The sequence below is a fragment of the Microbacterium sp. genome (assembly GCF_035556355.1).
In the GTDB taxonomy this organism is placed as follows: domain Bacteria; phylum Actinomycetota; class Actinomycetes; order Actinomycetales; family Microbacteriaceae; genus Microbacterium.
On the sequence record NZ_DATMFG010000044.1, the window covers coordinates 94,628 to 109,209 of the forward strand.

General features: G+C 70.6%; 15 protein-coding genes. 5 read left to right on the plus strand and 10 right to left on the minus strand.

Annotated elements, in window-relative coordinates; genetic code table 11:
• Both purF and purM read right to left on the minus strand, forming a co-directional pair.
• On the minus strand, positions 1 to 1,461 hold the full coding sequence (gene purF / locus VNR19_RS12715) for an amidophosphoribosyltransferase (protein WP_325727306.1): 1,461 nt from the start codon (positions 1,459 to 1,461) through the stop codon (positions 1 to 3).
• Between the two features lie 25 nt (positions 1,462 to 1,486).
• The gene (purM, locus tag VNR19_RS12720; RefSeq protein ID WP_325727308.1) at positions 1,487 to 2,632 is read right to left on the minus strand and encodes a phosphoribosylformylglycinamidine cyclo-ligase; all 1,146 of its coding nucleotides are present in this window, start codon (positions 2,630 to 2,632) and stop codon (positions 1,487 to 1,489) included.
• Positions 2,633 to 2,753: 121 nt separating this feature from the next.
• Here purM and VNR19_RS12725 point away from each other — a divergent pair, with 121 nt between their 5' ends.
• Positions 2,754 to 3,365, plus strand: coding sequence for a zinc-binding alcohol dehydrogenase (locus VNR19_RS12725; protein ID WP_325727310.1), 612 nt, complete (start codon positions 2,754 to 2,756; stop codon positions 3,363 to 3,365).
• Positions 3,366 to 3,405: 40 nt separating this feature from the next.
• Here the strand turns inward: VNR19_RS12725 and VNR19_RS12730 are convergent, their stop codons facing one another.
• From VNR19_RS12730 to VNR19_RS12755, 6 genes are all read right to left on the minus strand, one after another.
• On the minus strand, positions 3,406 to 3,819 hold the full coding sequence (locus tag VNR19_RS12730; protein ID WP_325727311.1) for a potassium transporter Trk: 414 nt from the start codon (positions 3,817 to 3,819) through the stop codon (positions 3,406 to 3,408).
• Between the two features lie 37 nt (positions 3,820 to 3,856).
• The gene (locus tag VNR19_RS12735; RefSeq protein ID WP_325727313.1) at positions 3,857 to 4,423 is read right to left on the minus strand and encodes a GTP-binding protein; all 567 of its coding nucleotides are present in this window, start codon (positions 4,421 to 4,423) and stop codon (positions 3,857 to 3,859) included.
• A gap of 15 nt (positions 4,424 to 4,438) precedes the next feature.
• Positions 4,439 to 4,795, minus strand: a complete 357-nt coding sequence (locus tag VNR19_RS12740) for a DUF742 domain-containing protein (RefSeq protein WP_325727315.1) — start codon at positions 4,793 to 4,795, stop codon at positions 4,439 to 4,441.
• 26 nt (positions 4,796 to 4,821) lie between these two features.
• On the minus strand, positions 4,822 to 5,226 hold the full coding sequence (locus tag VNR19_RS12745) for a roadblock/LC7 domain-containing protein (RefSeq protein WP_325033059.1): 405 nt from the start codon (positions 5,224 to 5,226) through the stop codon (positions 4,822 to 4,824).
• A complete protein-coding gene (locus VNR19_RS12750; protein ID WP_325727317.1) occupies positions 5,223 to 7,787 on the minus strand; it encodes a sensor histidine kinase in 2,565 nt (854 codons plus the stop codon). Before VNR19_RS12750 ends, VNR19_RS12745 begins: the two co-directional genes overlap by 4 nt.
• 209 nt (positions 7,788 to 7,996) lie before the next feature.
• Positions 7,997 to 8,350, minus strand: coding sequence for a sterol carrier family protein (locus VNR19_RS12755; RefSeq protein ID WP_325727319.1), 354 nt, complete (start codon positions 8,348 to 8,350; stop codon positions 7,997 to 7,999).
• A 146-nt stretch (positions 8,351 to 8,496) separates the two neighbouring features.
• Here VNR19_RS12755 and purD point away from each other — a divergent pair, with 146 nt between their 5' ends.
• Together purD and VNR19_RS12765 are read left to right on the plus strand one after the other, a co-directional pair.
• Positions 8,497 to 9,768: a phosphoribosylamine--glycine ligase gene (purD, locus tag VNR19_RS12760; RefSeq protein ID WP_325727321.1), complete on the plus strand. Its 1,272-nt coding sequence runs from the start codon at positions 8,497 to 8,499 to the stop codon at positions 9,766 to 9,768.
• Positions 9,769 to 9,939: 171 nt separating this feature from the next.
• Positions 9,940 to 10,815 carry a siderophore-interacting protein gene (locus VNR19_RS12765; RefSeq protein WP_325727323.1) on the plus strand — a complete coding sequence of 292 codons (876 nt, stop codon included), beginning with the start codon at positions 9,940 to 9,942 and terminating at the stop codon, positions 10,813 to 10,815.
• 18 nt (positions 10,816 to 10,833) lie between these two features.
• On the opposite strand, the gene VNR19_RS12770 is transcribed toward VNR19_RS12765, so the two are convergent.
• Positions 10,834 to 12,363 (minus strand): MFS transporter, encoded by a 1,530-nt coding sequence (locus VNR19_RS12770; protein ID WP_414684173.1) that lies wholly within the window; start codon positions 12,361 to 12,363, stop codon positions 10,834 to 10,836.
• A complete protein-coding gene (locus VNR19_RS12775) occupies positions 12,360 to 12,980 on the minus strand; it encodes a PadR family transcriptional regulator (RefSeq protein WP_325727325.1) in 621 nt (206 codons plus the stop codon). The genes VNR19_RS12770 and VNR19_RS12775 overlap by 4 nt, the downstream gene beginning before the upstream one ends.
• Before the next feature lie 89 nt (positions 12,981 to 13,069).
• Here VNR19_RS12775 and VNR19_RS12780 point away from each other — a divergent pair, with 89 nt between their 5' ends.
• Positions 13,070 to 13,465 (plus strand): VOC family protein, encoded by a 396-nt coding sequence (locus VNR19_RS12780; RefSeq protein ID WP_325033053.1) that lies wholly within the window; start codon positions 13,070 to 13,072, stop codon positions 13,463 to 13,465.
• Between the two features lie 32 nt (positions 13,466 to 13,497).
• A complete protein-coding gene (locus VNR19_RS12785) occupies positions 13,498 to 14,466 on the plus strand; it encodes a phosphoribosylaminoimidazolesuccinocarboxamide synthase (protein WP_325727327.1) in 969 nt (322 codons plus the stop codon).
• The last annotated feature ends 116 nt before the right edge of the window (positions 14,467 to 14,582 follow it).

Consider the following 14,582-nt stretch of genomic DNA (forward strand, 5'->3'; position numbering starts at 1 on the left):
TCAGGACTCCTGCGAACCCTCCACCCACGAGAGGTACTCCTCGGTCACCGTGCCGGTGACATAGCGGCCGTCGAAGCAGCTCATGTCGAGATCCTCGACGTCGGAGCCCTCGAGGATCGCCGCCTTCAGGTCCTCGACCTCCTGGTAGACCATGTAGTCCGCGCCGAGCTCCTTCGCGATCTCGGGGATCGTGCGCCCGTGGGCGACGAGCTCGTGCCGCGACGGCATGTTGATGCCGTACACGTGCGGGTAGCGGACCGGGGGAGCGGCGGACGCGAATGTGACGGATTTCGCGCCCGCGTCGCGCGCCATCTGGATGATCTGCTTCGACGTCGTGCCGCGCACGATCGAGTCGTCGATGAGGAGCACGTTCTTGCCTTTGAACTCGCTCGACATCGCGTTGAGCTTCTGGCGGACGCTCTGCTTTCGGACCGCCTGGCCGGGCATGATAAACGTCCGGCCGACGTAGCGGTTCTTGTAGAAGCCCTCGCGGTACTCGATGCCGAGCTTGCGCGCGACCTGCATCGCCGCGGGCCGTGACGAGTCGGGGATCGGCATCACGACGTCGATCGCGCCCATCGGCGTGTACGTCGCGATCGTGTCGGCGAGGCGCTCGCCCATGCGCAGACGCGCCTCGTACACCGAGATGCCGTTCATGATCGAGTCGGGACGCGCGAGATACACGTACTCGAACGAGCACGGCACGAGCTTGGGGTCCGGCGCGCACTGCTTCGTGTGCAGGTGACCGTCGAGGTCGATGAACACGGCCTCGCCCGGCATGACGTCGCGCACGACCTCGAAGCCGGCGTTCTCGAGAACGAGCGACTCGGATGCGACGATCCACTCGTACTTGCCCCCGCCGGCGTCGCGCACGCCCATGATGAGCGGACGGATGCCGTACGGGTCGCGGAACGCCAGCAGGCCGTACCCGGCGAGGAGCGCGACCGCGGCGTACGAGCCCTCGACGCGCTCGTGCACGCGCGACACCGCCTGGAAGATCTGCTCCGCGTCCAGCTGGAGTCCCGAGATCGACGCCTGCAGCTCATTCGCGAGCACGTTCACGAGCAGCTCGGTGTCGGAGCTCGTGTTGAGGTGGCGGCGATCCTTGTGGAAGAGCTCCTGCGTGAGCTCGCGTGTGTTCGTGAGGTTGCCGTTGTGCACGAGCACGATGCCGTACGGCGCGTTCACGTAGAAAGGCTGCGCCTCCTCTTCGCTCGACGCCGTGCCCTTCGTCGCGTAGCGGCAGTGGCCGAGGCCGATGTTGCCGAGCAGCGACCGCATGTCGCGCGTGCGGAAGGCCTCGCGCACCATTCCGCGCGCCTTGTGCATGTGGAACACGCCGTTGCTCTCGGCGGTCGCGATGCCTGTGGAGTCCTGGCCGCGGTGCTGCAGCAGCAGAAGGGCGTCGTAGATCTCCTGGTTGACCGGCTCCTGGCCGACCATTCCGACGATGCCGCACATATGGTGGTGATGCTCCGTTTGCTCGTTATGCCGCGGCGTCGCCCGCGTACGATCCGACGAGGCGCACGGCTCCGCCGTCGACGCCCTTCGCGCCCTGCTCGAACGCCTCGCCGCCTTCGGGAAGCGGTCCGTCGCTCACGACGCCGACCTGCCAGGTCGCGATGCCGTCTTGGGCGAGCGCGGATGCCGCGGCATCCGCCTTGTCCGCCGCGACGACCGCGACGAAGCCGACGCCGAGGTTCCACGTGCCCTCGGTCGCGGTGAGATCGAGTCCGCCGAGGTCGGCGAGCACGCGGAACACCGGCGGCGGCGACCATGTCGAACGGTCGACCTCGACCCACATGCCGCGCGGGAGGACGCGCGCGACGTTCGCGGCGATGCCGCCGCCCGTGATGTGGCTCAGCGCGTGGACGCGTTCGCCCTGATCGGCGATGAGACGCAGCAGGGGAGCGGTGTACAGGCGGGTCGGCTCGAGGAGCGCCTCGCCCCACGTGGTGCCGTGCGAGCCGAGGTCGGGCGCGCGGTCGCCGTACTGCACACCGGCGCGCGCGACGATGTGGCGCACGAGGGAGTAGCCGTTCGAGTGGAGTCCGCTGCTCGCGAGCGCGAGCACGACATCTCCCGACTGAACGCGCTCGGCGCCGAGCACGCGATCTGCGTCGACGACCCCGGTCGCGGCGCCCGCCACGTCGTAGTCGTCGGGACCGAGGAGCCCGGGGTGCTCGGCGGTCTCACCGCCGACGAGGGCCGTGCCGGTCTCGGCGCATCCGGCGGCGATTCCGCGCACGATGTCGGCGATCCGCTCGGGCACGACCTTGCCGCAAGCGATGTAGTCCGTCATGAAGAGGGGCTTCGCACCGACCACGACGATGTCGTCGACGACCATGCCCACGAGGTCGAGGCCGATCGTGTCGTGCTTGTCGATCGCCTGCGCGATCGCGACCTTCGTGCCGACGCCGTCCGTGCTCGTCGCGAGCAGCGGCTTGCCGTAGGCCTTGAACGCCGACGCGTCGTAGAGTCCGGCGAAACCGCCCACTCCTCCGAGCACTTCGGGGCCGTGGGTACGGCGGACGGCCGACTTCATCAACTCCACTGCGAGATCGCCCGCAGCGGTGTCGACGCCGGCTTCGGTATAGGGATTCGCGGAGGCGTCGCGGGAGGGGGAGGCCACGGCCTCCAGCCTACCGGCGGCTTGCTGAGCGGATGCCCCGGTGATCCCGGTGGGCGGCTGGTCCGACGGACGGGTCCACGAGGCCGGCCCCCTTGCCGGGGCGCCGCTCTACAATGGCGGCATGGGCGGCGCCGGTGCACCGGAGTGGGTGATCCGTGAAGACGCGGGTCAGCCGGTCCTGCTCGCGCTCTACCTGCGGCAGGTCCTGGGCATCCGCTCGCCCGACGAGCTGCCGCATCTGCGGGGCATCCCGCCGCGGGCGAACAACCGGTCCGAAGCGGCGCAGAACGTGCTCGAGCGTCAGTGGCGCGAGTACTGGGCCATGACGGTCGAGCCGCAGGCGCATCCGTCGCCCGTTCCGCTCGACCTCGTCGAGGGGTTCGACACGCTGATCGCACTGCCGATCGAGGGGTTCGACGAGCTGCGCGACGCGATCATCCCGCACGCCCCCGAGGCACTGGCGTTCTCGCAGTCGGCGCACAGTCGCTACGCGAAGGACGCGGGCTCGAAGCCCGGAGTGTCGTACCGCGCCTACGCGAGCGCCATCGCCGAGCACGAGCGACAGGTCGGTCGTCGCGCGCACTCGTTCGAGCTCAACGTGCAGGTGCTCCCGCTCGCTCAGCGCGGGGTGTGGTGGATCGGTTCGCTCACGATCGCCGTGACCGACGGACTCCGCGGCGACGTCGTCGCGTTCGACTCGGCGATCCACCCGATCATCGCCGAGCTCGCCTGACCCCGCGCCTCGTCGGGGCGAGCGCGAGCCGGCGAGCGGCTCAGTCGAGCGTGTGGATACGCTCGTGGTCGACGGTCACCGCATGGGCACGCCGAGAGAACACGCGGTCGAGGATCAGCGCCGTGATGCCGCCCAACGCGAGGCCGACCGGGATGCAGATGAGGAGCAGGAACCCGAAGACCTGTCCCTGCGAGTAGACGAGGCCCGTCGTCGGGCTCTCTTCGGATGTGCCGTTGAACGTGAACGTCAGGATCATCGCCACGATCAGGCCGAACGCCGCACCGACGACGAGGAACACCGGGTACTTCGGCGCACGGCGGACCGTCGCGTTCTCGACCTCGTCCTCGATGAGCTCCGCGTGCTGCCGCGCGGCCTCGGGATGGGGCGGCGGAGTCGGGCGCGGCTCGCGGTCGTCGGAGTCGTCGGGGGTGGGGCTCGGAGCCTGATCGGCCATGGCTCCATTGTCTCACCCCTGCGAAAGGGGCGCCCCGCTACGCGGCGATCAGCGAGAGCACGTGCTCGACGAGCGTGATGAGAGTCGCCTTCGTGGACGCGCGGTCGCGCGCGTCGCACGCCACGATCGGCACCTCGGGACGAAGCGACAGGGCCTCGCGGATCTGCTCGGCCGTGTAGCGGTACTCCGCGCCGAACACGTTGTGCGCGACGATGAACGGCACACCGCGCGCCTCGAAGTAGTCGATCGCGCCGAACGAGTCCGCGAGCCGACGCGTGTCGATCAGCACGACCGCGCCGATCGCCCCCTGCGTGAGGTCGTCCCACATGAACCAGAACCGGTCCTGACCGGGAGTGCCGAACAGGTACAGGATCAGGTCGGAGTCCAGCGAGATGCGCCCGAAGTCCATCGCGACCGTGGTCGTGGTCTTATCGGGTACCGCGGACAGGTCGTCCACCCCGACACTCGCCGACGTCATCACCGCTTCGGTGGTGAGCGGCTCGATCTCGGAGACCGAGCCGACGAGCGTCGTCTTGCCGACGCCGAACCCTCCGGCGATGACGATCTTCGCCGAAAGGGTCGCCTGACTGGTGTCGGGGCTCACGTCGTCTGTCCTCCTCTACAGCTTTCGCAGTCCGCTCAGCACGCGCTCGAGAAGCGCCGCACCGGGGGCGGACTCTGGTTCTGCCTGCGTGTGCACCCGCACGACTCCGCGGTCGACGAGGTCACCGATGAGCACGCGCGTCACGCCGATGGGGATCCGCACGAGCGCCGCGACCTCGGCCACCGAGCGGCTCTCGCGGCAGAGCTCGGCGATCGACCGCTCCTCCGGCGAGAGCCCATGGCCCTCGAGTGCGCGAAGGTCGGTGTGGACCAGCGCCTCAAGAGGGTACACGCGGGAGGGCGCGGTGCGCCCCCGGGTCAGGGCGTACGGCCTGACCAGCGTCGGCGGCGGCGGGGGTTCGACGGTGCTCACGGTCACTCCTGATTCATCCTGCCCTGTCAGGTGCCGGATTGAGCCGTGCGGATCTCGGGCGTGAGCGCGGTCGCGACCCGGGCGATGAGCAGCTGCATCTGATAGCCGACCTGACCGAGATCGCACTGCGGGCCGGCAAGAGCCGCGAGGCTCGAACCCTCGCCCACCGACATCACCACGAGGTATCCGCCGTCCATCTCAACGACCATCTGGTGGACCTGCCCCGCTCCGAGAGCGCGCGCGGCTCCCTGCGTGAGGCTGGTGAGGCCCGAGGTGATCGCAGCCAGCTGGTCGGCGCGGTCAGGCGGGAACGCCGCCGAGCGCGCCATCGGCAGACCGTCGGCGGACACCAGGATGGCGTGCGCGACGTCGGCGGTGCGCTGGGTAAGGCTGTCGACCAGCCAGTCGAGGTTCGCAGGAGCAGTCGTCACTCGTCTTCCCCTCTCTGGGATCGGAAGTATCGGGGCGCCGGAGTCGGCGTGGGTTCGGGCGTCGGATCGGGAGCGGCGCCGCCGCGTGCGCGACTGACCCCACGCTGGAAGCTTGCCAGAGCGCCGCTCCGGCGCGGATCCACCGTGGGCTGCGGGGCCGGGGCGGGTTGGCTCACGGCGGGAGCCGCGCCCGGCACGAGGTGCTGCCCGGGGACGCGCTTGGGGAGGCCGCCGGCGGTGACCAGCTCCGCTTCCTCCGGGCGCTGGAAGACTTCGGCCGCGCGCTTCCAGCCGTCGTCGCCCGGCGAGGACCACGTCTGCGCGCCGTCCGGCTCGTCCGACTGGCCTCCGCGGAGCGTGCCGAGCGAGTGACCGCGCGTGAACCACGCGGACCGGAGCGCGGCGAAGATCGGCGTGTCGCGGGCGTCGGCGCCGTCGTCCTGCGCGAAGGATGGGGGCGGTCCGGCATCCGCAGCCGCGTTCGCCGGATCCAGGGGCCGCGCCGACTCGATTCTCGGTTCGGGAGCGGGCGCCGACTCCGTCTGAGCGACGGGCAGCGCACCTGTCGGCGTGCCGGCGGACGCCGGAGTGGCGACGGCCGCGGGCGCGGCGGCCAGCTCACCCGATGCGAGCGTCTGCACGACCGGCAGCGGCTGGGTCCGGCCCGTCGCGAGGGCGCTCGAAGGGATCCGCACGCGCGCGATGATGCCGTGCGGCGTGCCCGTCCGCAGCGAGACGGTCATGCCGTGGCGATCCGCCAGGCGGGCGGTCACGACCAGGCCCATCATCCGCGCGACATCGGCGTCCAGTCCGCTCGTGCTCTTCAGCTTGGCGTTGGCCGCGAGCAGCTCTTCGGGCGTCATTCCCAGACCGAGGTCGACGATCTCGACGACCAGAGGCTCGTCCGAGTTCCGCGGCAGGGTGCGGACCACGACCGGCGTGTCCGGCGGCGAGAAGTTGGTGGCGTTCTCGATCAGCTCGGCGAGCAGGTGCACCAGGTCGCCGGCGACCGAGCCGCGAAGCTCGCCGGCCTCCGTCGAGTCGAGCTCGACCCGGGCGAACTGCTCGATCTCGGATGTGGCGGCGCGAAGCACGTCGTGCACCGGCACGTTGCCGCGCGCGGCCTGCGGCGTGTCGCCGCCGGCGAGGACGAGCAGGCTCTCGTCGTTGCGACGCATCCGGGTGGCGAGGTTGTCGAGCTGGAACAGGTTGGCCAGCTGGTCCGGATCCTGCTCGCCGGCCTCGAGCTGCTCGATGAGGCGCAGCTGGCGTTCGACCAGGTTCTGGCTGCGGCGCGAGAGGTTGACGAACATCCTGTTGACGTTCGCCCGCATCAGCGCCTGCTCGCCGGCGAGGCGAACCGCCTCGCCGTGGACCGCGTCGAAGGCCTCCGCCACCTCACCGATCTCGTCTCGCCGCTCGACGTCGATCGGCTCCACCGACGTGTCGATCGGACCCTCGGCGTTCTCGACCTTCCTGACCCGCTCGGGCAGCGTCCTGCCGGCGATGTCGAGCGCGGCACGACGCAGCCGGATGAGCGGCTGGAGGATCGAGCGCGTCGCGAGCAGGGTCACAACGAGCGCGAGGATGAGCACCCCGCCGACGATGGCGGCGGTCAGGATCGCGGTCTGCTGTGCGGACTGACGCGCATCCGACACATCGGCGGCCAGGTCCTCGGCCGCCCGCACGATGACCTCCTCCAGGTCGGCGACGTAGCCCTGGTAGAGCTCCAGCCATGCGAAGAGCGTGATGTTGAGCCCGTCGAGCCCGCCGTCCTCGACGACCCGATCCATGACGTGCAGCGGGTTCAGCCGGCTCTCGGGTGCGCGGTCGGTGAGCTCCGCGAACAGCTCCGCCGACGCGGGCGAGGCCCCGGCGAGGAACTCCGCACTCGCCTCGTCCCACACGCTCTGGGCGCCGGCCAGCTGCATCAGCTCGCGCGAGCCGATCTCGCCGGTCATGAGCGCCTGGCTGATCACCACCCGGACCGTGCCGAGCACTTCGGAAGCAGTCCGCACGTTGCCGAGCGCGTCGGTCTGCCGGTAGATCGACGGGTCCCCGAGCGCCGGGAGCCGGGAGGAGAGCCCGAACAGCAGGTTGAGCAGGTCCGTGTACGCGGCGACCGCCTCCAATTGCGTGTTCGGCTCGACGATCTGCTCGCGCAGTGTCTCGATGTCGTTCAGGGAGCTCCTCGCCGCGGCCAGATCCGCCTCGAGCTGGGGATCCTGCGACGCGTCGACGTCGGCCGCGACCTGGAGCCACATGTCGATCGCCTCGTCGGTCTGGGCACGGATGCGCTCCTTCGTCGCATCCGGAATCGCGGCGTTCGCCGCCTCACGCTCCCGCGTCAGCTGGATTCCGAGGGCGAAGCTCTCGGGCAGCGCGTTCGCAAGGCTCTCCGCGCGTGCCGCCGCCGTGCTCGCCGCGATGGCGGTCTCCACGCGCAGCACGCCCAGCACGAGCGCGGCGATCATGGGTATCAGCAGAACGGCGATCAGGCGCGGTCGGATGCCCTGCCACCACTTCCGCTTGACGGCGGTCTGGCTGGTCGGCTCGGCCATAAGTCCCTTCCGGCGATGACTGGTGACCGAGATCGGCCGGCGCCCGGGGGCAGCGCCTAGTCATGCCTCCGTCAGCGGCCGCTATTCGGGGGGTGTAGCAGGCAAAACGGGTGTCATACCTTCGGCGCTGACGGTTGAATGGGATAATAGGCCACTTCGTTGGGAATGGCTTCCCCTGTGAGCGGTTCCATCGTCTATATTGCGCGGTCTCAGACCCTCAACGGAAGCAGCGGAGAGATGTCGGCCCGCACTCCGGATGCGACGATGCGGCCCGCGGAGACGGCCTCCGCCCACTCCTCCTGGCCCGTCGCGACCGCGATCCACGTCGCGGGGTCGGTCTCCACGACGTTCGGCGGAGTGCCGCGCGTATGGCGCGGACCCTCGAGCACCTGCACCGCTCCGAACGGCGGAACGCGCACCTCGACGGAGTTGCCCGGGGCCTTCTCGGCGAGCAGCTGCAGCAGGTAGCGCACGGCGGTGGCGAGGTCTGTGCGGCCCGGGTCTCCGCTCGCGACTGCGGCGAGCGCGTCGCGGCCGTTCTCGGTCGGGATCTTGCGCGCCATGGCTCCACGGTACGCGTCGAAGCGCCGGGCTCAATCCCCTCGACCCCGCGCGAGAGGGCGCGAATCACGCGATTCGACCCGGCGCCTCGACGCTCACCGCGCACGACCCCGGGGCCACCTGAGCCGCGCGGACTAGGCTGGGCCGGGTGAGAATCCTGGTCCTCGGCTCGGGCGCGCGCGAGCACGCCATCATCCTCGCCCTCCGCTCGGAAGAGGTGGATCACGAGATCTTCGCCGCTCCCGGGAACGCCGGCATCGCGCAGGACGCGACGCTCGTCGCCCTCGACGCGAACGACCCCGCCGGTGTGACGCAGTTCGCGCTGGACAACGCGATCGACCTCGTCGTCGTGGGCCCGGAGGCGCCGCTCGTCGCGGGCGTCGCCGACGCGGTGCGCGAGCGCGGCATCCCGGTCTTCGGCCCGGGCAGAGCCGCGGCGCAGCTCGAGGGCTCGAAGGCTTTCGCAAAGCGCATCATGGACGCCGCGGGCGTGCCCACCGGACGCGCCGTGCGCGCGACCAGCCTCGCTGAGGTCGAGGCGGCGTTCGACCGGTTCGGCGCTCCGTACGTCGTCAAGGCCGACGGCCTGGCGGCGGGAAAGGGCGTCATCGTCACGAGCGACCGCGACCCGGCACTCGCCCATGCGGCCCAGTACCTGCCGACCGGAGCCGTGCTCGTCGAGGAGCACCTCGAGGGCCCCGAGGTGTCGCTCTTCTTCCTGTGCGACGGCGACCACGTGCTGCCGCTCAGCCCCGCGCAGGACTACAAGCGCCTGCGCGACGGCGACCACGGCCCGAACACGGGCGGCATGGGCGCGTACTCGCCGCTGCCGTGGCTCGACGGCCGGTTCGGGAGCGAGCAGGAGTTCGTCGACCTCGTGACGCGCGAGATCGCCGAGCCCGTGATCCGCCGGCTCGACGACGAGGGCACGCCGTTCATCGGCCTGCTGTACGCGGGACTCATCGTGACGGATGCCGGTGTCAAGGTCATCGAGTTCAACGCGCGCTTCGGCGATCCCGAGACGCAGGTGGTGCTGCCACGCCTCGTCGATCCCCTGTCGGAGCTGCTGCTGGCCGCGGCATCGGGTCACCTCGAAGACCACCCGCGCCCCGCGTTCGCTGACGCGACCGCGGTCACCGTCGTCCTCGCGAGCGAGGGCTACCCCGAGGCGCCAGTGACGGGCCGGCTCATCGGCGGGCTCGACGCGGCGGCGTCCGTCGAGGGCGTGCATCTCGCGCACGCCGCGACGACCGAGACCGAGGCGGGGCTCGTCGCGTCGGGCGGGCGTGTGCTGAACGTCGTCGCGCTCGGAACGACGTTCGCCGAGGCGCGTCAGCGCGCCTACCGTGCGATCGCGGAACTCGAGCTCGAGGGCGGGCAGTATCGCACCGACATCGCGGAGCGCGTCGTCGAGCACTGACGCCCCTCCGGGCACGTCCCCGTGGACAGACGGGTGGCGGCTCTGCCCGTCGGATAGGGACGTGGGCGGGTTCATCCTCGACGGCGGGTGCCTTCCGGCGCAGTGAGCCGCCCGCGGCCGGTGGCTGAGACCGCGCGGCCCACGCCCATGGGCCTGTGGTTGGCTGGATGCATGGCCGATCCGCAACCCCTTCCCACGCGCGGTGGCGACGCCGGGCGCTTCGTCAGAGAGGGCGGCCGCAACCGATTCACCGCCCGCGGGGCGACGGTCGTGCGCGTCGAGCGTGTCGCGCCGCCCATGATCCGCGTGACGGTGACCGGGCCCGAGTTCGCCGACTTCACGAGCACGGGCCCCGCCGACCACGTGCGCGTCTACTTCCCGGATGCCGCGACCGGCGAGCTCGTCGCCCCCGAGCCGGCCGGACCGGGCGAGGACGGCATCGTGCGCCCCGATCGCGCCGCGATCGCGCGCGACTTCACGCCCCTCCCGCGCCGCGTGGGCGACGGGATCGAGGTCGACCTCGACTTCTTCACGCACCCCGACCCGGGCCCCGCATCCGCGTGGGCGGAACGCGCGAACGTCGGCGACCGCATCGTCGTCGTCGGACCGCGTGGGTCTCGCCGCGCCCCGCAGGACATCGACGGTCTTCTGCTGCTGTGCGACGAGACGTCGCTCCCGTCGGCGAGCCGCTGGATCCGGGACGTCCCGCGCGGCACGACCGTCGACGTGATCGCCTCCGTGCACGGAGACGGCGGGTGGGTGGCCGGCTACCTCGGTGACGTCGACGGCGTCGACGTCAGACTGCGCACGGTCGACACGGATGCCGCGCCCGACGTGCTCGTCACGGCGCTGCGCGACCACGGCCCGGTGGGCCAGGGCGCCTTCGTGTGGGCGGCGGGCGAGGCATCCGGTCTCGTGGAAGTCCGTCGCCACCTGCGCCGCACGCTGGGCCTTCCGAGCAATCAGGCCGTCGTGAGCGGCTACTGGCGCAAGGGGGTCGTCGCATTCGACCACCACGCGCCGATCGATCCGTTCGATCCGGACTGAACCGGGGCGACGGGCGCGTCAGCGATCGTCGCGCGTGCGAAGCCCCTCCGGGCGCTTCAGGAACAGCACCGCCGCGACGCCGATGAGCATGACCGACGCGGGCAGCAGTGTCGTCTGGGCCATCGCTGCCGAGAAGGGCTCGGCGACGATGCTCGGGAGCGCGCCGCTCCCGATGCCCGCCGTCGCGTCGTCGATGCCGGGGATGTTCGCCTCGAGGCGGCCCTGCATGAACGCGGCGATCGCTGCCGAGCCGAGCACCGAGCCGATCGTGCGGGTCGTGTTGTAGATGCCGGCACCGGCGCCCGCCTGCCGCGGCTGCAGATTGCGCGTGGCGGTCGTCGCGAGCGGTCCCCACATGCCCGCCTGCCCGATGCCCATGAGCGCGGACGGCAGCAGGTACATCCAGATCGGGGTGTCGACGTTCATGAGCGCCGCATACCAGAACAGCGATGTCGACACGATCAGCATGCCCGGGACGAGCAGGAAACGCGGGTCTGTGCGGTCGAGCAGGCGCCCCGCGAACGGCGAGAGCACGCCCGCCGCGAGCGCCATCGGCACGAGCAGCAGCGCGGACTCGGTCGGAGTCAGACCGCGTGCGAGCTGCACGAAGAACATGAGCGGCAGCGACATGCTCGTCACGGTGAACCCCACGGTCGCGATGCCGATGTTCGCGACCGAGAAGTTGCGTTCGCGGAACAGAGCCATCGGCACGAGCGCCTCGCTCTTCGTGCGGAACTGCTGCCAGATGAACACGGCCATCACGACGACGCCCGCCGCGATGAGACCCCACACCCACGCCGCCCAGTCGAAGTGCTCCCCCTCCTGCAGGCCGAACACGATGAGGAAGAGCGCGACCGCGGACAGCATGACGCCGACGACGTCGAACCGGTGGCGGTGAGTCTCGAGTCTCGGCACCAGGATCATCGCCATCACGAATCCGACGACGCCGACGGGCAGATTGACGAAGAAGATCGACTCCCAGCCGAAGGCGTCGACGAGGAGTCCGCCGGCGAGCGGGCCGACGAGCATCGCGACACCGGATGCCCCGCCCCACAGGCCCATCGCCGCACCGCGCCGGTTCGGCGGGAACGTGCGTGTGATGATCGCCATCGTCTGCGGTGTCATGAGGGCTGCACCGAGGCCCTGCGCCGCACGGAACACGATGAGCATCTCCAGCGTCGCCGACAGGCCGCAGCCGAGTGAGGCGAGCGTGAAGACCGAGAGCCCGACGAGGTAGATCGTCTTGGGGCCGAACCGGTCTCCGAGGCGTCCGGTGATCAGGAGCGGCACGGCGTACGCGAGAAGGTATGCGCTCGTGACCCACACGACGTTGTCGAGGTTGTTCGTGTCGGGGTCGAGCGCCGCCTTGATGGCGGGGTTAGCGACCGACACGATCGTCGTGTCGACGAGGATCATGAAGAAGCCGATGACGAGCGCCCACAGAGCGGCCCACGGGCTGCGCTCCGGCGCGCCAGTCCTCCCTCCGTGAGGCGGGGACGCGTGCGCCGTCCCGGGGTTCGTCGCGGAGCTCGGGGGAGCGTCGGTCATCGCCGGGCAGCCTCTCTCTGATGCAGGTAGCGTTCCGATGGCACATCCGGCGCACCCCAGTCGAAGTCCGGCCGGTCGAGGCGCTCGAGGGCGTCGTCGAGCCATGCGAGCTCGGCTGCCGTCATGGCCGCACCGCGCTCGGCCTCGAGCAGGTACTGCTCGGGAACCGACTTCGCACGCGCGTGTCCGAGCCCCGCGGCGAGGTCGCGGTGGGACGCGGCGAGCGCGTCGCGGCGGGCCCTCAGGAGCGCAACGGCCTCGTCGCGCTCGAGGTTGTGCGCCTCCGACAGCGCGACGCGGAACTCCTCGGGGCGGTCGACGCGCGGAAGCTCGCGGCGCACCCACTCCACGACGGCTTCGCTGCCCGCATCCGTCAACGCGTACGTCGTGCGCTCGGGGCGACGGCCCTCTCGGTCGATGCCGACCTCGGCGAGCAGCCCCAGGCGCTCGAGCCGGGCGACCGTGTGGTACACGGAGCCGTGGGTGACGGACACGAGCCGGTCGTGGTGACGCATGCGCATGAGCCGGATCATCTCGTACGGATGCATGTCGCCCTCGCGCAGCAGAGCGAGCACCATGACGCCCAGCGGCGTGAGCCGATCGACGACGTCGCGCATGCGAGAGCTCTCCGGAGGTGCGATTGTTCCGTGCTGATTAGTCCACGTGGACTATACGCCGTGTCGGATGATCCCGCTACCGTGGCCGGATGATCACCGGAATCCACACGATCGTCTACAGCGATGACCCACCCGCAACCCGCGCGTTCTTCCGCGACGTGGTCGGCTGGTCGTTCATCGAGACCTCCCCCGGGTGGCTCATCTTCTCGCAGGGCCCGACCGAGGGCGGCGTGCATCCGCGCACGTGGCCCGGTCAGGAGGAGCCGTACGACCAGCGCCACGAGCTGTCCTTCATGTGCGACGACCTCGACGCGACGATGGCCGACCTCGCTTCGCGCGGCGCCACCTTCGAGGGCGAAGTGTGGGAGCGCGAGTACGGACGCGGCGTCGAGCTCGAGGTTCCCGGCATCCCGCCCGTGATGCTCTACCAGCCGTCGTACGCGCCCGCGTGGGAGGCCGCCGAGGTCGCCGCAGTCGGCGAGTGAGGGCGGCGGGCACCAGCCGCGATAATAGGCGGGTGACGGATGCCTCTCCCACCCCGCTCGACCTCGACGGCTGGCGCCACGTGTACTCGGGCAAGGTGCGCGACCTGTACGTGCCCGCTGACACTCCCGAAGGCGGGCGTGCCAAGCGGATGCTGGTGGTCGCGAGCGACCGCGTGAGCGCATTCGACCACGTGCTGTCGCCCGGCATACCCGGCAAGGGCGTGCTGCTCACGACGCTGAGCCTGTGGTGGTTCGACCAGCTGGCGGGAGCGGACGGCGGACGCTCCATACCGAATCATCTCGTGCCGTCGCGGGTCCTCACGCTCGGCCCCGATGGGATCCCGAACACTGCGGACGATGTCGTCTCGCTCATCCCCGAGGCTGTGGTCGGCCGTGCGATGGTCGTGCAGAGCCTCGACATGCAGCCGATCGAGTGCGTCGTGCGCGGGTACCTCACCGGGTCCGGATGGGCGGAGTACGTTGCGGAGGGCACGGTGTGCGGCATCCGTCTGCCCGAGGGCCTGTCGAACGGCGACCGCCTGCCGGAGCCGATCTTCACGCCGGCGTTCAAGGCGCCGATGGGTGAGCACGACGAGAACATCTCCTTCGAGCGCACGGTCGAGATCGTCGGCCGCGAGCGCGCCGAGGAGCTGCGAGAGCTGTCGCTCGAGATCTATCGCCGTGCGGCGCGCACCGCCGAGTCGCGCGGACTCATCCTCGCCGACACGAAGTTCGAGTTCGGGCTCGACGAGAACGGGGTCATGACCCTCGCCGACGAGGTGCTCACGAGCGACTCGTCGCGGTACTGGGACGCCGCCGCGTGGGAGTCGGGGAAGACACCCGAGGAGCGCATGGCGAGCTTCGACAAGCAGATCGTGCGCGACTGGCTCGCCGCGAACTGGCCCTCACCGCGTGTCGGCGAGCCGCCGCGCCTGCCCGACGAGGTGGTCGAACGCACGGCCGCGCGATACCGCGAGCTGCTGGAGCGGCTCACCGGCTGACCGCGCCCATCAGGGCATCGGCCGACGCGGATGCCGCACACGCGGCGCGTGTGATCGCTCTCAGCGAACTCCCAGCTATCGTTTCCTCAGCACTCACCCGATCTCCCCGCTAAGGA